General features: G+C 72.8%; 23 protein-coding genes. 14 read left to right on the forward strand and 9 right to left on the reverse strand.

Going from position 1 to position 22,427, the window contains the following annotated elements:
• Positions 1–289: 289 nt before the first annotated feature.
• The 3 genes from BUE45_RS04300 (at position 290) to BUE45_RS04310 (ending at position 4,356) form a co-directional block, all read left to right on the forward strand.
• Entirely contained in the window at positions 290–2,593 is a 2,304-nt protein-coding gene (locus BUE45_RS04300) for an FdhF/YdeP family oxidoreductase (RefSeq protein WP_073375101.1), read from the forward strand.
• Positions 2,594–2,747: 154 nt separating this feature from the next.
• Positions 2,748–3,344 (forward strand): hypothetical protein, encoded by a 597-nt coding sequence (locus BUE45_RS04305; RefSeq protein ID WP_073375104.1) that lies wholly within the window; start codon positions 2,748–2,750, stop codon positions 3,342–3,344.
• Between the two features lie 16 nt (positions 3,345–3,360).
• Positions 3,361–4,356 carry a phosphotransferase family protein gene (locus BUE45_RS04310; protein WP_073375106.1) on the forward strand — a complete coding sequence of 332 codons (996 nt, stop codon included), beginning with the start codon at positions 3,361–3,363 and terminating at the stop codon, positions 4,354–4,356.
• A 113-nt stretch (positions 4,357–4,469) separates the two neighbouring features.
• Here BUE45_RS04310 and BUE45_RS04315 read toward each other — a convergent pair whose 3' ends face one another.
• Positions 4,470–4,778, reverse strand: a complete 309-nt coding sequence (locus tag BUE45_RS04315; RefSeq protein WP_218619485.1) for a hypothetical protein — start codon at positions 4,776–4,778, stop codon at positions 4,470–4,472.
• A 174-nt stretch (positions 4,779–4,952) separates the two neighbouring features.
• On the reverse strand, positions 4,953–6,005 hold the full coding sequence (locus tag BUE45_RS04320; protein ID WP_245832761.1) for a hypothetical protein: 1,053 nt from the start codon (positions 6,003–6,005) through the stop codon (positions 4,953–4,955).
• Between the two features lie 73 nt (positions 6,006–6,078).
• Between BUE45_RS04320 and BUE45_RS04325 the strand changes: the two genes are divergently transcribed.
• The 3 genes from BUE45_RS04325 (at position 6,079) to BUE45_RS04340 (ending at position 9,472) form a co-directional block, all read left to right on the forward strand.
• The gene (locus BUE45_RS04325; protein WP_073375111.1) at positions 6,079–6,723 is read left to right on the forward strand and encodes a TetR/AcrR family transcriptional regulator; all 645 of its coding nucleotides are present in this window, start codon (positions 6,079–6,081) and stop codon (positions 6,721–6,723) included.
• Positions 6,724–7,127: 404 nt separating this feature from the next.
• On the forward strand, positions 7,128–8,777 hold the full coding sequence (locus BUE45_RS04335) for an alpha/beta fold hydrolase (protein ID WP_073375115.1): 1,650 nt from the start codon (positions 7,128–7,130) through the stop codon (positions 8,775–8,777).
• A gap of 143 nt (positions 8,778–8,920) precedes the next feature.
• Positions 8,921–9,472, forward strand: a complete 552-nt coding sequence (locus BUE45_RS04340; protein WP_073375117.1) for a hypothetical protein — start codon at positions 8,921–8,923, stop codon at positions 9,470–9,472.
• A 139-nt stretch (positions 9,473–9,611) separates the two neighbouring features.
• Here BUE45_RS04340 and BUE45_RS34050 read toward each other — a convergent pair whose 3' ends face one another.
• From BUE45_RS34050 to BUE45_RS04360, 4 genes are all read right to left on the reverse strand, one after another.
• Entirely contained in the window at positions 9,612–9,989 is a 378-nt protein-coding gene (locus tag BUE45_RS34050; RefSeq protein ID WP_394328503.1) for a DUF397 domain-containing protein, read from the reverse strand.
• Positions 9,990–10,041: 52 nt separating this feature from the next.
• Positions 10,042–10,218, reverse strand: coding sequence for a DUF397 domain-containing protein (locus BUE45_RS04350; RefSeq protein WP_073375119.1), 177 nt, complete (start codon positions 10,216–10,218; stop codon positions 10,042–10,044).
• Positions 10,219–10,471: 253 nt separating this feature from the next.
• Entirely contained in the window at positions 10,472–10,645 is a 174-nt protein-coding gene (locus tag BUE45_RS04355) for a DUF397 domain-containing protein (protein ID WP_073375121.1), read from the reverse strand.
• On the reverse strand, positions 10,642–11,463 hold the full coding sequence (locus tag BUE45_RS04360; protein ID WP_084736873.1) for a helix-turn-helix domain-containing protein: 822 nt from the start codon (positions 11,461–11,463) through the stop codon (positions 10,642–10,644). The genes BUE45_RS04355 and BUE45_RS04360 overlap by 4 nt, the downstream gene beginning before the upstream one ends.
• Positions 11,464–11,775: 312 nt before the next feature.
• Between BUE45_RS04360 and BUE45_RS32400 the strand changes: the two genes are divergently transcribed.
• The 7 genes from BUE45_RS32400 to BUE45_RS04390 all read left to right on the forward strand — a co-directional run bounded on the left by BUE45_RS32400 (position 11,776) and on the right by BUE45_RS04390 (position 16,222).
• Positions 11,776–12,201 carry an ATP-binding protein gene (locus tag BUE45_RS32400; RefSeq protein WP_084736875.1) on the forward strand — a complete coding sequence of 142 codons (426 nt, stop codon included), beginning with the start codon at positions 11,776–11,778 and terminating at the stop codon, positions 12,199–12,201.
• 288 nt (positions 12,202–12,489) lie between these two features.
• On the forward strand, positions 12,490–12,723 hold the full coding sequence (locus tag BUE45_RS04375) for a helix-turn-helix domain-containing protein (protein ID WP_084736877.1): 234 nt from the start codon (positions 12,490–12,492) through the stop codon (positions 12,721–12,723).
• Positions 12,720–12,920 (forward strand): BldC family transcriptional regulator, encoded by a 201-nt coding sequence (locus BUE45_RS04380; protein ID WP_073375124.1) that lies wholly within the window; start codon positions 12,720–12,722, stop codon positions 12,918–12,920. The genes BUE45_RS04375 and BUE45_RS04380 overlap by 4 nt, the downstream gene beginning before the upstream one ends.
• Positions 12,921–12,993: 73 nt before the next feature.
• On the forward strand, positions 12,994–13,170 hold the full coding sequence (locus tag BUE45_RS32405) for a hypothetical protein (protein ID WP_178378440.1): 177 nt from the start codon (positions 12,994–12,996) through the stop codon (positions 13,168–13,170).
• Positions 13,170–13,490: a hypothetical protein gene (locus tag BUE45_RS31675; RefSeq protein ID WP_143173254.1), complete on the forward strand. Its 321-nt coding sequence runs from the start codon at positions 13,170–13,172 to the stop codon at positions 13,488–13,490. The genes BUE45_RS32405 and BUE45_RS31675 overlap by 1 nt, the downstream gene beginning before the upstream one ends.
• A 1,545-nt stretch (positions 13,491–15,035) precedes the next feature.
• Entirely contained in the window at positions 15,036–15,635 is a 600-nt protein-coding gene (locus BUE45_RS04385; RefSeq protein WP_073375126.1) for a TetR/AcrR family transcriptional regulator, read from the forward strand.
• Positions 15,632–16,222, forward strand: a complete 591-nt coding sequence (locus BUE45_RS04390) for a GNAT family N-acetyltransferase (RefSeq protein WP_073375129.1) — start codon at positions 15,632–15,634, stop codon at positions 16,220–16,222. Before BUE45_RS04385 ends, BUE45_RS04390 begins: the two co-directional genes overlap by 4 nt.
• A 254-nt stretch (positions 16,223–16,476) precedes the next feature.
• On the opposite strand, the gene BUE45_RS04395 is transcribed toward BUE45_RS04390, so the two are convergent.
• The 3 genes from BUE45_RS04395 to BUE45_RS04405 form a co-directional block, all read right to left on the reverse strand.
• Complete coding sequence (locus BUE45_RS04395; RefSeq protein ID WP_143173255.1) at positions 16,477–17,013, reverse strand: hypothetical protein; 537 nt, start codon at positions 17,011–17,013, stop codon at positions 16,477–16,479.
• Positions 17,014–17,087: 74 nt separating this feature from the next.
• Positions 17,088–17,546, reverse strand: coding sequence for a hypothetical protein (locus BUE45_RS04400; protein WP_073375131.1), 459 nt, complete (start codon positions 17,544–17,546; stop codon positions 17,088–17,090).
• A gap of 1,637 nt (positions 17,547–19,183) precedes the next feature.
• Positions 19,184–21,439, reverse strand: a complete 2,256-nt coding sequence (locus BUE45_RS04405) for a glycoside hydrolase family 3 C-terminal domain-containing protein (RefSeq protein WP_073375133.1) — start codon at positions 21,437–21,439, stop codon at positions 19,184–19,186.
• A gap of 253 nt (positions 21,440–21,692) precedes the next feature.
• Between BUE45_RS04405 and BUE45_RS04410 the strand changes: the two genes are divergently transcribed.
• A complete protein-coding gene (locus BUE45_RS04410; RefSeq protein ID WP_073375475.1) occupies positions 21,693–22,334 on the forward strand; it encodes a TetR/AcrR family transcriptional regulator in 642 nt (213 codons plus the stop codon).
• Positions 22,335–22,427: the final 93 nt, after the last annotated feature.

Genomic DNA, 22,427 nt, shown 5'->3' on the forward strand with positions numbered 1-22,427 from the left:
CAGCCCCCGGTCCGACCAGTTCACCCGGCCTTTCCGCTGGCAGGGCACGGGACATCCTCACACTCCGGGCGACGGGAATCAAATACGCATTTCCCCTGGAAGGAGAAACCCGGCGACCAGCGGCGACCCCGATTAACACGGGCCGATCCGCATTTCCAAGAGCACCGGCATCTCGATCGCGCATCGGGCCCGAACCGGCGATGGTCAAGGCCTTGACCCTGGAACCCCGCGCACGCCCGCGGCCACCCGCCTTTTGGCTCCCACCCCCCGGAGGTGCGACAATACGGGCATGAGACGCAACCGCCCCGTGCCCGCGGACACCGCCCAGGACAGTCCGCGCATCGACCAGCCCAAGACCTCCGCCGCCGGTCTGCCCGCGGTGCTCAACAGCGTCCGACAGGTCGGGGAGCACGCCGGGGTGCGGCGCGGACTGCCCGCCATGCTCGCCGTCAACCAGAAGCGCGGCTTCGACTGCCCCGGCTGCGCCTGGCCCGAGGGCGACAAGCGCCACCGCGCCGAGTTCTGCGAGAACGGCGCCAAGGCCGTCGCCGAGGAGGCCACCTCCCGGCCCCTCACCGCCGCCTTCTTCGCCGAGCACCCCGTCAGCGAACTCGCCGAGCGCTCCGGCTACTGGCTCGGCCAGCAGGGCCGCCTCACCGAGCCCCTCCTGCTGGAGGAGGGCGCCGACCACTACACGCCCATCGGCTGGGACGCGGCCATGGAGCTGGTCGCCGACGAGATGCGCGCCCTCGACAACCCCGACCAGGCCGTCTTCTACACCTCCGGGCGCACGAGCAACGAGGCCGCCTTCGCCTACCAGCTCCTCGCCCGCCAGCTGGGCACCAACAACATGCCCGACTGCTCCAACATGTGCCACGAGTCCTCCGGGTCCGCCCTCGGCGAGACCCTGGGCGTGGGCAAGGGCAGCGTCTCCCTCGAAGACCTCCACCAGGCCGACCTCATCATCGTCGCCGGGCAGAACCCCGGCACCAACCACCCGCGGATGCTCACCGCCCTGGAGCGCGCCAAGAAGAACGGCGCCCGCATCGTCACGGTCAACCCGCTGCCCGAGGCCGGGATGCGCGAGTTCCGCAACCCCCAGCACCCCGGCGGGCTGCTGGGCCGCGGCACCCCCCTCACCGACGTGTTCGCCCAGATCCGCCTGGGCGGCGACCTCGCGCTCTTCTCCGCGATCAACCGCATCCTGCTGGAGGCCGACGACAACGGCTCCCCCGTCCTGGACCAGGCCTTCATCGACGCCCACACCCACGGCTTCGACCTGTTCGCCAAGACGCTCCTGGGCGAGCCCGACGAGAAGTTCTGGGCCCGCGTCGAGCGCGACACCGGCCTGGAGCGCTCCCTCATCGAGGAGATCGCCGCCATGGCCATCGCCTCCGAGCGCACCGTCGTGTGCTGGGCCATGGGCCTGACCCAGCACAAGCACTCCGTCCCCACCATCCGCGAGGTCGTCAACTTCCTGCTGCTGCGCGGCAACGTCGGCCGCCCCGGCGCCGGCGTGTGCCCCGTGCGCGGGCACTCCAACGTCCAGGGCGACCGCACCATGGGCATCTTCGAGCGCCCCGCCGAGTCCTTCCTGGACGCCCTGGCCGCCGAGTTCGACTTCTCCCCGCCCCGCGAGCACGGCCACGACACCGTCAACGCCATCCGCGCCATGGACCGCGGCGAGGTCCGCGTGTTCTTCGCCATGGGCGGCAACTTCGTCGCGGCCACCCCCGACACCCACGTCACCGAGGACGCCATGCGCCGCGTGGGCCTGACGGTGCACGTGTCCACCAAGCTCAACCGGTCCCACGTGGTCACCGGCACCCGCGCCCTCATCCTGCCCGCGCTCGCCCGCAGCGACCGCGACATCCACGAGGGCCGGGACCGCTGGATCACCGTCGAGGACTCCATGAGCCGCGTCCACGCCTCCCACGGCGTCCTGCCGCCGCTGGCCCAGGGCATGCGCGCCGAGGTCGACATCGTCCGCGACCTGGGCGCCCGCCTGTTCGGCCAGGCGCCCGTGGCCTGGGACTCCTTCGCCGACTACGACGTGGTCCGCGACCACATCGAGGCGGTCGTCCCCGGCTTCGAGGACTTCAACGCCCGGGCCCGCAAGCGCAACGGGTTCACCCTGCCGCACGGCCCGCGCGACAGCCGCGAGTTCCCCACCGCCACCGGCAAGGCCAACTTCACCGCCAACGGCACCTACGCGCCCGAGGTCCCCCCGGGCCGCCTGCTGCTCCAGACCCTGCGCTCCCACGACCAGTACAACACCACGGTGTACGGGCTCGACGACCGCTACCGGGGCATCCACGACGGCCGCCGGGTGGTGCTGGTCAACCCCGAGGACGCCGCCGAGCTCGGCCTGGCCGACGGCTCCTACACCGACCTGGTCGGCGAGTGGTCCGACGGCCGCGAGCGCCGCGCGCCGCACTTCCGGGTCGTGCACTACCCCACCGCCCGGGGCGGCGCCGCCGCGTACTACCCCGAGACGAACGTGCTGGTGCCGCTGGACTCCACCGCCGACATCAGCAACACCCCCACGTCCAAGTCCGTGGTGGTGAGGTTCGAGCCCGACAGCGGCCTGTGACCGCACGGCGGTCCGCGGGGACGGGTCCCGTCCCCGCGGACCGCCGCCACGGGGCCCCCGGGGGTGTCGGGGAGCGGCCGGGCGCCGTCCGCGCCACACTGGAACCGCGCCCGGCCCGGCCGGGCGGCCCGCGACCGCCGACCCGAGAGCCCCCATGCTGACCGCAGCCCCCGCCCCCGTCGCCTCCTGGTCCTGGGAGGTCTCCTCCGACGCCGACGACCTGACCCTGGCCGACGCCTGCGCCCGGCTGCACACCGCCGCCGACGTCCTGGCCGGCGAGGGCCTGTGCACCCCGCGCACCCTGCGGGTGTCCTGGCTGCGCCCCGGCGAGGGGTACTCGGGGTTCGCCTCCCTGATGGACATCGACCCCGCCGAGGAGTTCACCCCCGCCGCCATGGCCGACCGGGTGCCCGTGGGACGCCCCGCCGGACTCCCCGACGCCGAACCCCAGGCCCTCACCCTGGCCGGGCCCGGCTCCTGGACCGACGCCCAGGGCGCGGAGCAGCGCGCCCACGGGCTGGTCGACGCCACCGTCTACCTGGCGCCCTGGTTCCTGGAGGTCACCGTGGCGGTGCGCCACAACATCTGGCTGCGCGCCGACTTCTCCGGCCGCCCCCACCCCCGGCTCTACCGGCGCAACGCCCCGCGGCTGGCCGCCGCACTGGAGGGCGTCGAGAAGGCCCTGGGGCTGGAGACCTCCCCGGGCGAGCCCACCCCGCACGGCACCCCCGACAAGTACGGCATCTCCTGACCCGAGGACGTGGCCCTTGGCACCCCACCCCGACGACGGCCCCCACGACCGCCCCGCCCCGCACCCCGACGTGTCCGTCCACTCGCGCACCCCGATGGCGGGGGGCACGTACAACACCGTCCACCTGCTCACCCACACCGGCGGCTCCGAGACCGTCCTCAAGACCGAGCCCCCGGCGGAGCGCCCGCGGCTGACCTACGAGCACCGCCTCCTGCACACCGAGGCCCGCGTGTACGCGCTGGCCCGCCCCCTGCTGGGCGGACTCGTCCCCGATCCCCTGCACCTGGACCCCGTGCCCGGTGAGCCCGAGCGCCACCGGCTGCTCGTCACCCGGCTGCCGGGAGCCCCGATGGAGGGTGTGCGGGCCGGGCTGTCCCCTGAGGGCGTGGCCGCCGTCCGCCGCGCGCTGGGCCGCGCCGTCGCCGCCCTGCACACCCTCACCGGCCCCGCCTTCGGCTACCCCGGGCGGCCCGCCCTGACCGCCGCGACCTGGCCGGACGCGTTCGCGGCCATGGCCGGGGCGCTCCTGGACGACGCCGGGCGCCACGGGGTCGCGCTGCCCTGGGACCCCGACCGCGTCCGCGGCCTGGTCCGGGACCACCGCCACCTGCTGGCAGCGGTGCGCACCCCGGTGCTGGTGCACTTCGACCTGTGGGACGGCAACATCCTCGTGGACGGCGCTCCGGAGGCACCGGTCCTGGGCGGGATCATCGACGCCGAGCGCGCCTTCTGGGGCGACCCGGTCGCCGAGCTGGCCTCGCTGGCGCTGTTCGGGGACATCCGGGAGGACGCCGCGTTCGCGCAGGGGTACCGGGAGGCGGGCGGGGAGCTGGAGTTCACCCCGGACCTGCTGCGCCGCCTGGCCCTGTACCGGGTGTACCTGTACCTGGTCATGTACGTCGAGCCCGCCACCCGGGGCGTCCCCGACGAGGAGGCCGGGCGCCTGCGCGCGTACCTGCGCCCCCACCTGGAGGAGGCGTTCGCCCGGGTCTCGCAGGCCCCGGCGGGATAGGCCGGGCCCGCCCCCGCCGGGTCCCCCGCGCCCGGCCCTCACCCGCACGGGCGGGGTCGGGCGGCCGGGCGCGGGTCCTTCCCGGCGTCGCGGCGCGGAGGCGCACCCCGGCGTCATTTCAGGGGCGGGTGGTCCAGGACCTCGACGTACACGATCCGGCCGTGCACCACGTCGAGGTTGATCATGCCGGTCTCCGGCAGCAGCGCCACCATCCGGTGCCCGGGCCCGAACGCCTCCCCGTGAGAGTGGTCGAAGGTGAAGAAGCTCTGGCAGAAGCCGTCCCCGCACCCGCACGGCCGCACCAGCCGCAGGTCGTGGGCGACGACCGCCAGGTCCCGTTCGCCCTCCGCCTCCAGCAGGGGGACGAGCACACCGATCAGCTCCGGGTGGACCGCGCGCACCAGCGGGGGTTCCTGCTCCATCCGTCGAGTATGGAGCGCCCGCCCGGAACCCTCCACCCGTTTCCGTACGGCCGGCGGCGCCCGCCCCCGTGGCCGGGCGTCCACGCGGACCGGCCGGGGAACCCGCGGCGTTCCCGGGTGTGCTTCTGCTTCGCTTGCCGGTCCGCCACCTGGACGATGTAGATCATTTACTCATCATTCGGACACTTCGGGCGCACCCTCCCACCGGCCGTAGCAGTCGGCCACCGCCGCGAAGGCCGCCTTGGGCTCCCACTCCATGTCGGGATAGGCCGTCCCCCGGCGCCCTTCGAGGATCTTGACGATGCCCAGCCCCGCCCGGTCCAGGTCGTCCCGGGGGTCGCCGTCCGGGCGGTGCGGGTAGCCGGGCAGGGAGAACAGGAACACGAACGCGCTGTCCACGCCCTCGGCCTCGAAGACCTCCAGCAGTTCGCGCAGGTACGCCGCCTGCCCCTCCTCGTCCCGCTCGTGGACGCCGTCCAGGCGCACGGGGTCCCCGGTCACCGGGTCGTGCTCGACCACCTCCAGCACCCGCCCGCCCCGGTCCCCCGCCCCGCGGTAGGCGGCGGTCCCGAACCCGGTGACGGCGAGCGGCTTGGCGCCCGAGGCCAGGATGCGCACCCCCTCCCGGAAGCGGTCGGCGACCTCCGCCGAGCGGATCAGCTCGAACGTCGCGAAGTCGAAGGGCTCCCAGTCCACCTGCTCGAACTGGATGGAGGAGTAGGTGAGCCGCCCGTGGAAGCGCTCGCGCACCGCCGCCACGGCCTCGCCCAGGAACGCGTTGACCCGCGCCCCGAGCCCGCGCATCGCCTCGGCCCGGAGTCCGGGCGGGTCCATGAGCCCCTGGACGCGCTCAGCGGGGGTGTCGCCGGGCAGGAATCCGGGGTTCATGACGCTCAGCTCGACCCCGGCCACGAACACGACGTCCGCCCCCCGCGCCCGGAGCCGTTCCGCCCGCCCGGCGCAGTCGCGCAGGAGCGCGAGGATCCGCTCCGGTTCGAGTTCCAGCGGATAGGGCGAGAACCAGACCTCCAGGCCGAGGTCGGCGGCGGCCCCGGCCGCCAGCTCCAGGCGGTCCGGGTCGCCGCCGGTGACCTGGACCGCGTTGCAGTGCAGGTCGTCCCGGATGACGGCGAGTTCGCGGCGGACCACCGCGGGGTCGAAGTGCTCGCGGGACGTGCGTCCGTGGACGACGAACCCGGTGTCGTAGGTCATGCCTCGTGCTCTCATGCGAAGAGGCTGGCAGAAAATTTGCGGGCACGCAAGCTTTCGTGAGCGCAGGCGCATGTGGAACACTGGTCCCGTGACGACACCACCCCCGGGGTTGCGGGAACGGAAGAAGCGGGCCACACGTGAGGCGCTGCGCGAGGCGGCACTGCGGCTGGCCGTGGAGCGCGGGCCGGACCACGTCCGGGTCGACGACATCGCCGAGGCGGCAGGAGTCTCGCCTCGCACCTACAACAACTACTTCGCCAGCCGTGAACAGGCGATCGTCTCCGCCGTCACGGCGGACCGCGAGGCGCGGGTCGCGGAGGCGGTCGCGGCGCGCGGGGCCCGGACGCCGCTGGCGCGGGCGGTCACCGAGGCCGTGGTCGAGCAGTACACCGACACCGGCGGACGCGAGCGCGAGGTGCTGCGTTTGGTCACCGCGCGCGGGGCGCTCAGAGAGGCGTTCCTCGACAGCTCCGACGCCATCGCGCCGCCGCTCACCGCGGTGATCGCCGCGCGGCCGGGGGTCGACGGGACCGCGACGGCCCGCGTCCTGGCCGCGAGCGTGGCCGCGGCGGTGCGCATCGCGCTGGAGGAGTGGCTGCGCGCGCCTGCCGGGGAGGGCCGCGCCGGAGGGCTCGTGGTGCCCTCGGGCTCGCTGCCCGACCGGCTCCGCGAGGCGCTGGAGCCGCTCGCGCCCGCGCTCGACGCCGCCGAGCGCGGCGGCGGCCGAGCCTAGCGGAGGCCGCGGGCGGGTCCTCCCCCGCCGCCGGGAAGGCGTCCGGCCGCCTCCCGCGGCGGGAACACCGTTCCCGCGCAGGCGGTGGTGCTCCCGGTGTGCCGGGAGCGGGCGTCGACGCCCACCGGAGCGCGGCCGGCCTCGCGCGCCCGTGCGGGCGCGGTACCGGACCGGCGGGCCGACGGAGACAGGGCGGACCGCACCGGACGCCGGGGGCGGTGGGCCCGCGACGGCTTTTCGCGTGCCCGAGGGCGGGGCGGAAACCGGGCCGGCGGGCGGTGTCCCCCGGCGGTTCCGGGGTATGCGGGGAACCGTCCCCCGCTCGCACGGCGATATCCCGGTCGTCCGCGGTACTCCGCGGACGACCCTCCGCCCACGAGCACCGACCCCCCAAGGAGAAGTGAATGAAGCGTGGAGCGCTGCTCCCCCTCATCCTCGTACCGGGACTGGCCGTCCCCCTCATGGCGCCGCCCGCCCTGGCCGACCCCCGCCCCGAAACCCCGGTCCGGAGCATCGACTGGGGAGCCTGCGAGGAGGAGGTCGCCGGAGCCGAGTGCGGCACCCTGGCCGTCGCCCTCGACTGGGACGACCCCGACGGGGAGGCGATCGACCTCGCCCTGGCCCGCATCCCCGCAGGAGACCCCGAGGCGCGTATCGGCTCCCTGGTGATCAACCCCGGCGGGCCCGGCGGCTCGGGCGTGGACTTCGCGCTCTACGCGACGGAGGTCTTCAGCCCCGAGGTCCTGGCCAGGTTCGACATCGTGGGCTTCGACCCCCGCGGGGTCGGCCGCAGCAACCCGGTCGTGTGCTCGCTCGACGTCCTCCAGGACAACCCCGGCCCCCTGTTCGAGAACCGGGCCGCACTCGACGCCCGCGCGGCCTACAACGAGGTGCTGCGCCAGGACTGCCGGGAGAACACCGGGCCGCTGTACGACCACGTGGACTCGCTCAGCGTCGTGCACGACATCGACGCGATCCGGGCCGCGGTGGGCGACGAGCGGCTGACGTTCTTCGGCGTCTCCTACGGGACGCTCATGGGCCAGCAGTACGCCCAGGCCTACCCGGACCGGGTCCGCGCCATCGTGCTCGACAGCGTGATGGACCACGACCTCGACACCCGCGAGTACCTGTCCACCCAGGCCGAGGCGGCGCAGGACGTCTTCGACGCGTTCGTCGCCTGGTGCGAGGGCAGCACCCAGTGCGCCCTGAGCGGCCAGGACCCGCGGGCGCTGTGGACGGACCTGCTCAAGCGGGCCGACGCGGGCGAGCTCATCGTCCCGGAGATCCCCGAGGACCCGTGGGTGGTGACGGCGGAGGACCTCATCGGCATGGCGTTCTCCTCCGGCTACGGGCCGGACTGGCACGACTTCGCCTCGACGCTGGCGTGGCTGGACGACCCGGAGGGCGTCGAGTTCCCGGAAGGCGCGGGGTTCCCGGAGGAGGAAAGCGGTCCGCTGGGGCCGCAGGACGCGGCGGCCGGCGGGTCGGCGCAGGCCGACGAGGGGTCCGCCGACCAACTGGTGCCCTACGCCTACCCGGCGGTGCTGTGCAACGACTACGCGCTTCCGGTGCGCGGCTACGGGGACTGGAGCGCGCTGATGCGCGGCAACCAGCGGCAGGTCGCCCCCGACGTGCGCTACGGGATGCTCGCGGTCGACGACGTCGCGTCCTGCCTCGGGCACGAGGAGGTGCGCAACCCCCAGGCCCCGGCCGACGCGAGCGGCAGTGAGCCGCTGCTGGTGATCAACTCGCTGCACGACCCGGCCACCGGGTACAACTGGGCGGTCAACCTGGCGGAGCAGCTCGGCGACGACGGTGTGCTGGTGACCTACGAGGGGACCGGGCACGCCGTCTACGGCCGCACCGAGTGCACGACCGAGGTCGTCGACGAATACCTGGTCCACGAGCGGCTGCCCGCGGAGGGCACCCGGTGCGCGGCGGCCCCGGTGGACGTCGAGGAGGACACGGCGCTGCTGGAGGCGCTGCCGCAGAGCGGGGCCGACACGCTCGCCGACGTCGTGAGCCGGATCCGCGGCGCGGACGCCCGGGAGTAGCCCGCGGTAGAAGGTGGTGAAGGCGGGGGGCCGGGAGCGGGGAACCACGCTCCCGGCCCCCGTGCCGTGCGGCTGCGGGCCCGGGTCCGGCGCGGGCCGGGCGGACGTGGAACAGTGGCGGCGACTCCGAGGGAGGAAGCTGGATGACGAGCAGTGTTCGGCAGCTGATCGAGGCGGCGCGCCTGGAGCCGGTGGCCGCCCCGTTCGACTGGGCGGGGGTCGAGAACACGATCGGGGCGGCCGTCCCGGGGGACTACCGGGAGCTGCTCGACGCGGGGGGCGGCGGGCTGTGGCTGGACTACATCAGACTCAACGTTCCGGGGCCCGGGGCCGGTTTCGCCCACGTCGACCTCGAACAGGCGGCGTCGGAGTTCGAGCAGCTCCTGTTCCTGTTCGAGGAGGACATCACGGGGGCACCGGAGGATCTGGAGCCCGGGGACAGGCTGTTGCCCTGGGCCTCGACCGGCACGGGGCTGACGCTCTACTGGCAGGTCCCGCCGGAGGTGGGGGCGGGGGCGGAGGTCGGTGCGTACCCGATCCGGATCTCGGACCGGGAGGGCGAGGTGTGGGAGAGGTACGAGCTGCCGACCACGGATTTTCTGCTGCGGGTCGTCCGGGGGGAGGGAGGGGTGGAGAGCGGCTTGCTCCGTGAGTCGTGGATGAAGCGCGACGTGCTGTTCAAGCCCTACGGGTGAGGGCCGGGGTCCTCCCCCACCGTCCTGCTACACCAACGGCGCCCGCCCACTCCGAACGCCGTGCCGAAGAGACCCGTGATGGACGACCGGCCTCCGCCCTGGGGCGAAGGCCGGTGCCGCGCTGACGGTGCTGACGGCTCTACCGCGCGAGAGCGCGCAGGAGCGCGGCCCACTCCCCGGCAGTGAATCCGAGGTGCCCAAGTTCGCGGTGCCGCGTGTCCCCGACCAGCGTTTCCGCGCCTTCGGAGACCTCCACACAGTTTCCGCCTGTTCCATTGCTACGGCTCGACTTGTGCCAGGCACGTTCTTCAGCGATGGCCCGACCACCTCCCACACGATCCGAAGCGAGACCGTCTCTGGACGTGTTCTCCCGAGCAGGGCTCACAGGCTGCCCGGATCTCCTGAAACTCGGTCCTGACACCTGGCGGGAACCCGTTGAGCAGCCAACCAGCGAGGCGACACAGGGTCGGCCCCCGCCAGACCGACTCGGGTTCCAGTAGTCGTTGCAACACCCCACCTTTGGAAAGGTGCGATGGGCGGGGACCGTTTCATGTCCTGGAGAACCGGTACTACCTGGCGCCGAGGGTGCGCAGGAGGGCGGCCCACTCCTGAGGGGCGAACGCCAGGTGTCCCAGCTCGCGGTTCCGAGTGTCGCGGACCAGGGTGGTTTCGCCTTCGGCGACCTCCACACAGTCACCCCCGCCAGCGCTGTAGCTGGACTTGTGCCAGACACGTTCTTCGGTCATTGCCCGACCGCCTTCTCTGCGATCCGAAGTGAGTCGACCCAGAGTGTGCCCCTGCACTACGAGGTTCAAAGATCCTAGGGAGATCCTGACATTCCAACTCAGCCACCCAACGGCAGTGAATCCTGTCGAGGTGTGTGAATAGCTGACCTTGGTCATGGCTCTAAAGGTGTCCGACGAGTAGGCTCAAGGGGCAGTGACACGCAACCGGCCCCCGCCAATATGCCTGGCGGGGGCCGGTTCTGTGCCGGTGGCTCTACCTCGTGAGGGCGCTCAGGAGCACAGCCCACTCCGAGGCCTCGAATTCGAGGTGACCCAGGGTCCTGTTCCTGGTGTCCCTCACGCGAGTCCGGGGTCCCTCCGCGACCTCTACGCAGTGGCCGGACTCGCCGCTGTAAGAAGACTTGTGGTAGCCGTCTACGGTGTTCACCGCACTACTTCCTTCCGTCGATCCAGCAGGTGCCTTCGGCTCGCCGCAGGAGAGAGGGCCGCTGCCATCAACGAGTTGAACCTGCCAGTGGCGTTCGCGACCACCTGGGGATCATTGTAGATCTGGCCGGTCTCCGCGTTCTCCGAGTACAACGCGGAATCAACCGCCGACAGTTGCAGGACGGTGAAACCGCCCTCCATCGCCGAGTAGGCCCCCTGATCGTAGGGGATCACCTGCAAGGAGACGAATGGCTCGTCCAGCCGCTCCAGGATGCGGGTCAACTGGGTTCCCATCACTTCAGCGCCACCGACCGTCCGCCACAGCACTCCCTCATCCAGTACGAACTGCACCAACGGAGGGTTGGTCCTGTCAAGGATTTTCTGTCGGCGCATACGGGCGATGAGAAGTTCCTCAACCTCACTGTGGGGTTTGGGTGGGAACCCGGCTCGTAGCACGGCCCGCGCGTAGTCCTCGGTCTGCAACAGCGCAGGAACCAGTTGCGGGTGGAACTGATGGATGCCAGTCGCCTTGGCTTCCAGGTCGATGTACTTCGGCAGCGTCCGGCGATGGCCCAGGAGCTTGGTGGATGACCAGAGCTCCTGGAAGTAGTCACCGGTCCCGAGCCTGTGGTCCATCAACTCTGCGAACTGCCTGGTAGGAGGCCGTTCAGTGCGTTCGATCGCGCCGATCTGTTGACCAGAAACCCCAATCAGGTCGCCAAATTCTTTTTGGGACATACCGGACTCTGTTCGCTTCATGAACACTTCGCGGGCGAATAGTGACACGGCTGCGCCGTTCACAAGCTTCTTCTTTGCCATTACAACAGAAAACCACAAAATCTAATACGCCGAAGCTAGTCGCAAGAAGTTGGCCTGTGGTTGCGGCAATCCTGCCCCAAAACCAGCCCCTCTCTGGACCGCATGTGCGCAGGTCGGGCATGGTGACACCAGTGCCGACGGAGGATCTGCGCTTTCCCAAGAGTTGGATCGTCGGCAATGGAAAAGCCTCGGGGCCGTCGTAACCGGCCACCGAGGCTGATGCCCCACCCCGACTGAACCGAGGTGAGACGAATGCACTTTACCGCCAGTCCTGCGGGCCGGCCAGGGCAGCACCCGCCGCTGCCCCGCCGGGTGCGGACCGAAAACGCGCGGATCAGCGCGATCGACCTTCCCAGCGCCGACCCCGCCGATGAGGGCTGGTACACCGCGCACGTGTACCGGTGGGCGTGGGACCACGTGGACGAGCGGGCCGGGTGCGCCGACCGGGTCGCCCGCATCGCCGTGGCACTGGTGGCCAACGCCCACCGGTGGACCCGGTCCGGCCTGCCCCAGGGGCAGTGCGAGCTGCGCATCCACCGCTGCCGGTTCGACATCGCGGTCTCGGTGACCGACCAGGGCACGGTCCCCGCCCCGTCCGGGGTGTGCACCTTCCCCGTCGCCGGGCCCGGTGGCGGAGGGCTGCGCACCGTCGATGACCTGGCCCTGTACTGGGACTGGCAGGGCGGCGCGGGGACCCCGATCACGGTGCGGGCGCTGGTGGACAGACACCCCCGCTGAGCGTGCGGCGGCGACGCACCCCGGGGCGGCTCCCGAGCGGTTCCCGCCCCCGGGTTTCCCGCCGCCGCACCCGCCGGGGCCGCTCGCCAGGGCGGCCCCGAACGGTGGGGGCGCCGGTCCCCCGTGCCGGGCGCCCCACCCCCTTGCCTTCTCCGCTGCCTCCGATCCGGTCGCAGCGCCCGCACCGGCACCACCGACCCCCGCGGGCGCTGCGACCCCACCACGCCCCCGCACGCAACGAGACCCCGGGCGGCCCCTCCCGTCCCCCGGTCACCGGAAAGGAACTCCATGACCACGCCCAAACGCCCGCCCGCTTCCCCCGCTCCCCCGCCGGTAGACCCTCCGCTGCCGGAGCTGGTCACCCCCGGCGAGGTCGCCGCCCTGTTCGGCGTCGACGCCAAAACCGTCACCCGCTGGGTGCTGCGCGGCAAACTCCCCGGCGTGCGCACCCCCAGCGGACACCACCGCTTCCTGCGCACCGACGTCGACCGCCTCCTCCGACAGGCAGGAGCCACCCCGTGAACCGCCCACAGCAGGTCCCCGAACCCCTCACCTCAGGCGAGGTCGCGCACATGCTCCGTGTCACCCCGGTCACCGTCGCCCGCTGGGCCGACACCGGAAAACTCACCTCCTTCCGCACCCCGGGCGGACACCGCCGCTTCCACCGCGCCGAAGTCGAAGCCCTCCTGGTCCCCGAGACCGTCAAACGGCCCACCTGACCACAGGCCGGAGCCCTCCACACGGACCGGCACCCCGGCGCACCGACCGACGCAGAACAGAACCGAAAGGCCCATGGGCACAGCGCTCCCCCTCCTCTCCGACGATGACCGCGAACCCGACCGCCGCACCCCCGAACAACGCGCCCGCGACCACGCCCCGAGCCCGCGCAACCCCCACCCCTGCTGGAAGAACGACTGCCCCGAACAGCAGACCGACATCACCGGCTGCCCGTCCCACGGGATCGGCTGATGCGCCCGCACTCCGACAGGCCACCACCCGACCCCGCCCCGGCCGCCGTCACCACCGGCCTCGCACCGGCCCGCTGGGGACTGCCCATCAACCCCCACCCGCGCACCACACCACGGCCTCCCCCGGCCCTGCTGCCCGGCTTCTCCGGGGCCACCGGGTTCACCGGGTTCACCGGATCCACCGACCGCAGCGACCGGCAACCCGAAACCGCTCCACCAGAGGGCCCGGCCTCCCAGGAGGCCATGGACGAGAGCGGCGAGTGGACCGAACTCGCCGCCCTCGTCCGCCGCTGGCACCACCATCGAAAAAACCACCGTTGATCGCGACCCGGTTCCGTACCGGCACCTCCACCACACGGTCTTCCACCCGACCGGAGCGCCCGGCCACAGCCGGTCAGCGGACCGCGACCTCCGCCACAACCGGAGGGTGTCGCGCCCCGCTCAGGTCGCGGGGGTGAAAGCTCAACCGGAGTTCTCCAAAAGCTCAGCCGCTTGGAAACGGCGGCCAGCGGAGCGTGGACCTGGCCCCGGCGCAGTCGGCGGGCGGCAGATTTGCAGTGCTGCGCGTTGGGCGCGCGTCCGGGGTGGTGGGGGTGTCATCCGGGGCTGGGTCAAGCGAGGCGATCCCACCCCAGCCCTTGAGACGGGAGGAATGCCCCCTGAAAAGGGCGGTGGGCGCGACAAGCGGCCCGAACGTAGAACACACCCATGCCCTCCCAACGCCATAGGGGGTGAAACGTGCACTGTCTTCGGGCCCCAGGCACAGTCGGTCAGCGTTGATCCATGCCCCGACTCCAGGGGGTTTCGGTAGGACGTACCTCCCTCCCCAGACACACGGGGGTGAAGGCCGCGCGTACCTGCCCCGCCCCGCCTCCGGGGGTTGCCCACCCGCCCGGAGTGCTCAACCCCAGCGGGAGGGTGTCGCGCCGACCTGGGCCGCAGATTGTCTGTGGTGTCAATGCCGGTCCATCCCCGCGTGCGCGGGGCTCACGCTTCGAGGTCATGGGGTTGGGGCTCCTTCGGCGGTCCATCCCCGCGTGCGCGGGGCTCACAGTTCACGACCAGGCAAAACGCGAGCCGTTATCTCCGCGTTATGCGAACGCGAGGAGTCAGAACCTACGCCCGGAGCAACTGTGCCACGAGGCGCACCGCGGGCTCAAGACGTACACCCCTTGCTCGCTCGGGGTGACGGAAGGCGGCCGGGTGCGGGTTACTACGTCTGGGGCTGGTGTTCCAAGCGAGGTCGGGAGCAACCGCGCGACCCCGGTCGGACCATTCCTCCGTTCCCGCATGGTCGGGCGGGGCAGGCCTCGCCCGGACCCGCCCCCGGACAGCACACCCCCACCACCCGGGACATGCGCCCCACGCGTCTGCCCGGTGGTCTACCGCCCGTTGTGTCGTGGGGGCGGATCCGGCTCCGCCGGTCTGTACCTTCCCAAGCGGCGGGCGTCTTGGAAACCAAAGGTTCTGGTCGGGCGCGACCACAGACCGCCCTCCCCAACGGGTGACCGTCCTGGAGACCTCCACGTCCGTCTCACCCCCTGGAGCGGAGCACGCGGGAATGTGCCCCGACACCCCCTGCGGCGGGCCGGGCAAGTGTGTGCGGCCCTACCCCGCGCGACCCGGCGTGGGAGCGATGCCCTCCGGCCGTGGTCGAGCGCTCCAAGCGGGTGGACGACCCCCGGTTGCGCGGCCGACAGGTACCCGCGGCCTCACCCCGCGCGGCCTGGGGTGGGAGCGGCGCCCTCCGGTCGTGGCCGGGGGCTCCAAGAAGGGGAACGACTCCCTGGAGCCCGTTCGGGCACGGGGCTCCTGCCGCATGCTTTAGGATGAACATCAGTTCATTCAAAAAACACAGGGACGGCGATGCCCAGAACCGAAGAACAGAACCAGGCGCTGCGTGCCGCCACCCGGGAGCGCGTGACGCGTTCCGCGCTGCGCCTCTTCGCCTCCCATGGCTACGCCGCCACGAGCGTGCGCGACATCGCCCGGGAGGCGGGCCTGAGCACGGGCGTGCTGTACCGCCACTACCCCACCAAGGAGGCGCTGTTCGCCGAACTCGTCGCCCAGGGCGCCGAGGGCCTCCGGCACGCGGCCCGGGCTTTCGACACCGCTTCTTCCCCTGAGGAGGCGATACGCGAGTTCACCGAGGGGATGCTCACCGACCTGCGGTCCGACGCGGGGTTCGGCGAGTTCTTCCAGCTCATGAACCAGGCGTTCACCCTTCCCGACCCGCCTGACGAGGTCCGCGAACTCATCCGGCAGCACATCGCGCTGGTCGGGGCCATCGAGAGGCTGGTCGCGCGGGGCCAGCGCGCGGGCTGCTTCCGGGACGGCGACCCCAAGGAGTTGGCGACCTGCTACTTCGCCGCCGTCGGCGGCCTGGCCGCGCTGCCGCGGAACGCCGCCTTCACCCTCCCCACCGCGGACGTGCTCGTGGGATTCCTGACAGGAGATGACCGATGATCACCGTCGTTGCGGCCACCGAACTCGGCGAGGAGTACCGGCGCCCGATCACCGAGGTGTTCGTCCACGGTTTCGCCGACGACTTCACGAGCCTGTCCAAGGACCACCGCCGCCTCGTGAACGCCTTCGAGCACATGCTGGTCCTAGAGGAGTTCCACGTGGCGCTCATCGACGGCAGACCCGCCGGCATCGCGGCGTGCACCGACGGTGTGCGCCCCTCGGTCCGCCACCGGGGCGCGGAACTGCGGCGCCACCTGGGCCTGGTGCGCGGCACCATCGGCGACCTGGTGTTCCGCTCGGAGTTCACCGGCTCGGTGCCCGACCTCAAGGAGGGCACCGCCTCCATCGAGTTCGTGGCCACCTCACCGGAGCACCGCGGCAAGGGGGTGGCCACGGCGGTCATCACCCACCTGCTCGCGCTGCCCGGCCACACCGAATACGTGCTGGCCGACGTCGCCGACACCAACACCGCGGCCCTGTCCCTCTACGCCACACTCGGCTTCACCGAGTACCGGCGCCGCAAGGTCAAGCACACCCGCTGGACCGGGATCGACTCCTATGTGTCCCTCAAGCTGACGCAGGCCTGAGCCGGCGGGAACGGGCCGGCACCGCGGCGGGACGACCGTGCACCCTCCCGGCCGCCGGGGTCGTGGAGCCGCCCCGCGCCCGTGACCCCGGTGGTGCCGACCGCGCCGTCCAAGGCCGGTATCAGCTCGGCGACCCCTCCGGTGCCTTCGGGTACTTCTCCAGGGCCTCGGGGTCGCGCGGCCCGTCACGACCGGCCGGGGACGGGACCGGTCACGTCCGCCGGCCGTCCCACGTCACGCCCCTCCCCCGCACGTCACCGCGGAGCCCGGCGCGGGTCCGGTGAAGACAGCGCGCGGCTCATGCGTGTCTCGCAGAACGCGAACGCGCACAGCCCCAGCACGACGGCACCCGCGCTCACCGCCAGCGCCACGCCCGGCCGGAACCCGGGGGGAAGGTCGGCGAACAGCTCACCGCCGGTGGAGACGATGCCGATGAGCAGCACCACGGTCAGCAGGATGCCGCCCACCGCGGTCACCGCGCCGCACCCGGCAAGAAACCTCCAGGCCCGTGCGCGCAACGCTCCGGGACCCTGGGGGCGGAACGGTTCCAGGGCTTCGGCGACCTCGTCCGGCCACCGGACGACGACGATGTCGTCCACGTCGTCGGAATCGAGCCTTCGGTGACGGAACCCGACGGCCCGGCCGACCAGCCGACGACCGCTGCCGGGCATGGACAGCGGGCAGACGACCCTCCGGCGCAGCACCCCGTGACCCGGCACCTCGGCGGTGATGGAGAGCATGTCGGGGCCCTGCACGTCGCTCGGGCCGTCCTCGGTCGCGTCGTCGATCACGCCGGCGGCGAGACTGCTCCCGGCCGTCCGGGGGTCTGCCGACCGGGACGGCCCGCGGGAGCGCCCGTTCCCCATCACCGGCCGTCCTCCGTGTCGGGCCAGCCGTCGAAGAGCACGTCGGACCGGTCGTCGGGGTCGCACGTGTTGTGGCGCAGGCGGACCGCCCGCCCCACCCAGCCCTCGTCCGGACCGGACGCGTCCCCCGCACCCCAGTGAAGGGTGCGCCGGAGCACGGCCCGCCCCGGTGGCGTGGCGCGGACCGCGAGGTCGAAGGTGGGGTTGCCGTCCACGTCGTTCCAGGGCAGTTCGACCACTTCCTCGATCACGCCGACCGTGCGGTGTCCGTCCGCGAACCGGGCGTCGGCGAGCCGGGGACCCGAGACCGCGTCGATGGCGGTGCCGATGAGGAGTACCCCCACGCCGGAGCCGCACAGCCAGTAGAAGACCTCGGGCCGGTCGGTCCCCGCGATCCAGAGCCAGATGCCCACGGGGATCGCCGCGACGAACACCACGGTGCCGATCAGCAGGACCACCGCGGAGACGTCCTGCCACCGCGACCAGCGACGGATCCGCGTCCGCGTTCGTGGCGTCGGCGCCCGGTCCCGGCCATCCGTGGACGCCGTGTTCATGCCGGGAGCCCCCCTGCCGTGTCCTCGCGCAGGAACGGGGCACGGGGCACGGTGCCCAGGAGCGGCCTCTCCGCGGCCCGCAGGAGAAGGGGCTCCCTGTCTTTCCGCCGGGTCATGGCCCCGCCCCTTTCGGTCCGTCGGCCCATCCGTCGAACAGTACGTCACGCGAATCGTCGGGGTCGAGGGTGTTGTGGCGGAACCGGAGCGCCCGGCCACTGCCGGTCGGCGGACCGGGGGCCTGCGCCACATGGTTTTCCACCCGATCGGGGTGCCCGGCCACAGCCGTAGAGCGTTGCTCCCTGCTCAGGTCGCGGGGGTGAGAGCTCGACCGGAGTTTTCCAGAAGCTCGGCCGCTTGGGAACGGCGGCCAGCGGAGCGTGGACCTGGCCCCGGCGCAGTCGACGGGCGGCAGAGCGCAGGGGCGGTGCGTTGGGCGCACGTCGCCGGTGGTGGGGGTGTCATCCGGGGCTGGGTCGAGCGAGGCGATCCCAGCTCAGACCCAGCGGCGGGAGGAATGCCCCCTGCAAAGGACCAGGCGCGCGAGGAGCGGCCCGTACGTAGAGCACACCCATGCCCTCCCAACGCCATAGGGGGTGAAACGTGCACTGTCTCTGGGCCCCGGACACAGCCGGTCAGCGTTGATCCATGCCCCGACTCCAGGGGGTTTCAGGTGGGCGTACCTCCCTCCCCGGGCGCATGGGGGTGAAGGCCGCGAACACCCTCCCACCGCACCACTGGGGGTTCTCCACCCGCCCGGAGCCCCCGACCCCAGCCGGAGGGTGTCGCTCCCACGGCAGGTCGCGCGGGGTGAGGCCGCGCGTGCCTGCTCGCTCGACCACGCGGGGGTGAGGGCCGCGCGCACCTGCGTGCTCGCGGCCTCGGTGCGTCGTGGTGCGGGAGGGCACTTGGGTGCTGGTTACTACGTCTGGGGCTGGTGTTCCAAGCGAGGTCGGGAGCAACCGCGCGACCCCGGTCGGACCCTTCCTCCGTTCCCGCATGGTCGGGCGGGGCAGGCCTCGCCCGGACCCGCCCCCGGACAGCACACCCCCACCACCCCGGACGTGCAACCAACGCTCTTACCTGGTGGTCTGCCGCCCCTCACATCGTGGGGGCGGATCCGGCTCCGCCGGTCTGTACCTTCCCAAGCGGTGACCGTCCTGGAAACCAAAGGTTCTGGCCGGGCGCGACCACAGACCGCCCTCCCCAACGGGTGACCCTCCTGGAAACCTCCACGTCCGTCCCACCCCCTCGGGCGAGGCATGCGGGAGCGTGTCCCGACACCCCCTGTGGCCGGGCCGGATGGGAGCGCGCGGCCTTACCCCGCGCGACCTGCGGCGGGAGCGACACCCTCCGGCTGGGGCTGAAGGCTCCAGGCGGGTGGGCAACCCCCACTGGTGCAGCGGGGAGAGTTCCCACCGCCCCACCCCGCTCGACCCTGGGCGGCAGCGATTCCCTCCGGCCGGGCGACCGCGGGACGGTGCGGACCCGTCGCCGTGCGGCGGGCCGGCCCGCCGCGCGGCCCCCGGGACCGGCCCTTACCCTCAGCCTTCCCCGTTGATGCCGTCGACGAGCGCTTGCAGCGAGGCGAGGTCGGCCTGTCCCAGGGCAGCGATGCGCCCCAGGGGGATCGACTCCATCATGCGGGCCATGTCCACCCCCATCGCCTGCCCGGCGTCGTCGCCCTGCGGGGCGGGCAGGTGCTCGGCGAGGATCGCTGCGGCCCTCGGGTCCGCCATCACCTCCCCGAGCGTGGAGTCGAGCGTCAGCGGCAGGCGCAGCTCGTCCCCCTCGACCTCCACCGGGGCGGAGACCCGCAGGTCGCGGCTGGACGCCCCGGCCGACACGGTGTACTCACCGCCCTCGACGATCCAGCGGTCCGCCCGGACCTCCCAATAGGCCAGGTCCTCCCGGGCGAGCAGCACCGAGACCCGCTCGCCCTGCCCCGGCTCCAGGGCCACGGACGTGAAGCCCTTGAGTTCCCTGGGAGCGCGCGACACCCGCGACCCGGGCTTGGAGACGTAGAACTGGACGACCTCGCGGCCGGCCCGCCCGCCCGTGTTCGTCACGGTCAGGTGCGCGGTGATCCCGTCCGCCCCCTGCTCCAGCCGCAGGTCGGAGTAGGCGAACTCCGTGTACGACAGACCGTGCCCGAAGGGGAAGGCCACCTCCGTCTCGCGGGCGTCGTACCAGCGGTACCCCACGTACAGCCCCTCGCCGTACAGCACCGCGGAGTTCTCCCCGGGGAAGTTCAGGTAGGCCGGGGTGTCCTGGAGGCGCAGGGGCACCGTCTCACCCAGGCGGCCGGAGGGGTTGACCCGGCCGAAGAGCACGTCGGCGATCGCTCCGCCGCCCGCCTGCCCCAGCAGGGCCCCGTCGAGCAGCGCCGGAGCCAGGTCCGCGACCGGCGCGAGCGCGACCACTCCTCCGTGGGAGAGCACGACGACGGTGCGGGGCTGGGCCCCGGTGACGGCGGCGAGGAGTGCGAGCTGCTCCGCGGGCAGGTCGATGTGGTCGCGGTCGAAGCCCTCGGACTCCTGGTGGGCGGCCAGCCCGAGGAAGACCACCGCCGTGTCGGCCGCGCCCGCCGCGCGCACCGCCTCGCCGCGCAGCTCCCGCACCTCCTCCTCGGTGGCCGCGGCGGTGGTGTGGCCCTGGGAGAAGGTGACGGCGTCCGCACCGGCCAGGGCGCGGATCTCGTCCAGGGGGACGTCCAGCCGGGTCGGGTTCACGTGCGAGCTGCCCCCGCCCTGGTAGCGGGGCTCGGCGGCGAACTCGCCGATGACCGCGACCGATCCGCCCGGGGCCAGCGGCAGCAGGTCGCCGTCGTTCTTGAGCAGGACCACGCAGCGCGCCGCGACCTCGCGGGCGAGGGCGTGGTGCTCCTGGGCGCGGGACTCCTCCAGCCCCGCCCCGTGGGCCCGCGTACGGCTCCGCTCGGCCCGCGCCGCCAGATCGGCCACCCGGGAGGCGGAGGCGGCGACGGCCCCGACCGGGCAGGAGCCGTCCCGGACCGCGGCCACGAGCGCGGCGTCGCTCGCGCCGCCGTCGCCGGGCATCTGCAGGTCCAGTCCGGCGGCGACGGCGGCCGGGCGGTCCGCGACCGCGCCCCAGTCGCTGACGACCACGCCCTCGAAGCCCCACTCGTGGCGCAGGACCGTGGTGAGCAGCCAGTGGTTCTCGGAGGCGTAGACGCCGTTGATGCGGTTGTAGGAGCACATCACGGTCCACGGCCGGGACGTGCGCACCACCCGCTGGAAGGCCCGCAGGTAGATCTCCCGCAGGGTGCGCGGGTCGACGTCGGAGCTGGAGCGCATGCGGTCGTGCTCGGCGTTGTTGGCGGCGAAGTGCTTCAGGGAGGCTCCCACGCCGTTGTCCTGGAGGCCGCGCACCCAGGCCGCGCCCAGGGTCCCGGTGAGGAGGGGGTCCTCGGAGAAGTACTCGAAGTTGCGGCCGCCGCGCGGATCCCGCTTGATGTTGATCCCCGGCCCCAGCAGGACGTCGACCCCCAGGGCGCGAGCCTCGGCGCCCAGCGCGGAGCCCACCCGGCCGACCAGCTCGGGGTCCCAGCTCTGCGCCAGCCCGACGGCAGGCGGGAAGCAGGTCGCGGGCAGGCTGGCGGACAGGCCCAGGTGGTCCGTCGCCCCGGCCTGGCGGCGCACGCCGTGCGGGCCGTCGGTGAGCACGATCGAGGGGACCCCGCCGACCCGCTCGGTCGTCCAGAAGTCGGCGCCGCTGCCCAGCGCGGCCTGCTGTTCCAGGGTGAGGCCGTGCGGGCCGGTCTCGGGTGGTGTGGTCACGGTGGGACTCCTCTGTCTCGGTGGCGGATCCGCTCCGGCGCGCGGCCCCGCGCCCGCCCCCGCCGGGGACGGGCGCGGGCGTGCCCGCCGGGCCCGGGGGCGGACCGTCGGCACGGGCGCGGGAAAACTGAGTGCACACAGGTTTTCGAAGGTGGGCTAGAGCGTACATCCGCGCTCATGGCCAGGACAAGGAGCGCTTCGCCCGAAGAAGCTGAGTGGACTCGGGTTTTCCGGTCGGCCTAGAGTGATCACCATGAGCACCGCCCCCTCCGGCCCCCGCGGCCCCTACGCACGTTCGGCCGAGCGCCGCCGGAGCATCGCCCGCGCGGTGCTCGACACGGTGCTGGAGGAGGGCCACGAGAGGGTGACGACCGCCGGGATCGCCCGGCGGGTCGGGACGAGCGAGGCCACCGCCCTGTACCACTTCCCCACCAAGGAGCACCTGCTCGTCGCCGCCCTGGAGCTGTCCGACGAGGAGGCGGGGCTGCGCCCCTTCACCTCCGACCCCGGCATGGACCTGGAGGACCTGCGCGGGTTCGTGGAGACCACGATGGAGCGGACGCACATCATGCGGCTGCACACCGTGCTCCTGGGCAGGGCCACCTCCCCCGGCCACCCGGCGCAGGAGTTCATCACCCGGCACCACCGCAGCGCGGTGGAGCACTTCACGGGGGTGGTCCGGCACCGGCAGCGGGCGGGCACGGCCCACCCCGGCCTCGACCCCGCCGGGGTGGCCCGTCAGTTCGTCGCCGCCTGGGACGGCCTCCAGGCCCAGTGGCTGCTGGACCCCTCCTTCGACTTCGGGGAGGACCTCGTCCAGATCTTCCGGCGCCTGACCGGGCAGAACTGGATGGAGGGCCGGGCCGCGCTCCTGGACCCCGCCGCCGGGCTCTGACCCCGGCGGGCGGACCCGCGGGCCCGGCCCCCGCCGCGCACCGACGGGGTCGCGGACCGGCGTGCGGCACGGCGGGGAGGGCCGGAGCGGCGG

Origin of the sequence: Nocardiopsis flavescens (assembly GCF_900141985.1) — a bacterium.
In the GTDB taxonomy this organism is placed as follows: domain Bacteria; phylum Actinomycetota; class Actinomycetes; order Streptosporangiales; family Streptosporangiaceae; genus Nocardiopsis; species Nocardiopsis flavescens.

Bases quoted from the DNA above. Each gene is read 5' to 3' on its own strand.
- BUE45_RS04300 (WP_073375101.1), top strand. From the start codon at position 290: ATGAGACGCAACCGCCCCGTGCCCGCGGACACCGCCCAGGACAGTCCG.
- BUE45_RS04305 (WP_073375104.1), top strand. From the start codon at position 2,748: ATGCTGACCGCAGCCCCCGCCCCCGTCGCCTCCTGGTCCTGGGAGGTC.
- BUE45_RS04315 (WP_218619485.1), bottom strand. From the start codon at position 4,778: ATGGAGCAGGAACCCCCGCTGGTGCGCGCGGTCCACCCGGAGCTGATC.
- BUE45_RS04320 (WP_245832761.1), bottom strand. From the start codon at position 6,005: ATGAGAGCACGAGGCATGACCTACGACACCGGGTTCGTCGTCCACGGA.
- BUE45_RS04335 (WP_073375115.1), top strand. From the start codon at position 7,128: ATGAAGCGTGGAGCGCTGCTCCCCCTCATCCTCGTACCGGGACTGGCC.
- BUE45_RS04340 (WP_073375117.1), top strand. From the start codon at position 8,921: ATGACGAGCAGTGTTCGGCAGCTGATCGAGGCGGCGCGCCTGGAGCCG.
- BUE45_RS04350 (WP_073375119.1), bottom strand. From the start codon at position 10,218: ATGACCGAAGAACGTGTCTGGCACAAGTCCAGCTACAGCGCTGGCGGG.
- BUE45_RS04360 (WP_084736873.1), bottom strand. From the start codon at position 11,463: ATGGCAAAGAAGAAGCTTGTGAACGGCGCAGCCGTGTCACTATTCGCC.
- BUE45_RS04375 (WP_084736877.1), top strand. From the start codon at position 12,490: ATGACCACGCCCAAACGCCCGCCCGCTTCCCCCGCTCCCCCGCCGGTA.
- BUE45_RS32405 (WP_178378440.1), top strand. From the start codon at position 12,994: ATGGGCACAGCGCTCCCCCTCCTCTCCGACGATGACCGCGAACCCGAC.
- BUE45_RS31675 (WP_143173254.1), top strand. From the start codon at position 13,170: ATGCGCCCGCACTCCGACAGGCCACCACCCGACCCCGCCCCGGCCGCC.
- BUE45_RS04385 (WP_073375126.1), top strand. From the start codon at position 15,036: ATGCCCAGAACCGAAGAACAGAACCAGGCGCTGCGTGCCGCCACCCGG.
- BUE45_RS04390 (WP_073375129.1), top strand. From the start codon at position 15,632: ATGATCACCGTCGTTGCGGCCACCGAACTCGGCGAGGAGTACCGGCGC.
- BUE45_RS04410 (WP_073375475.1), top strand. From the start codon at position 21,693: ATGAGCACCGCCCCCTCCGGCCCCCGCGGCCCCTACGCACGTTCGGCC.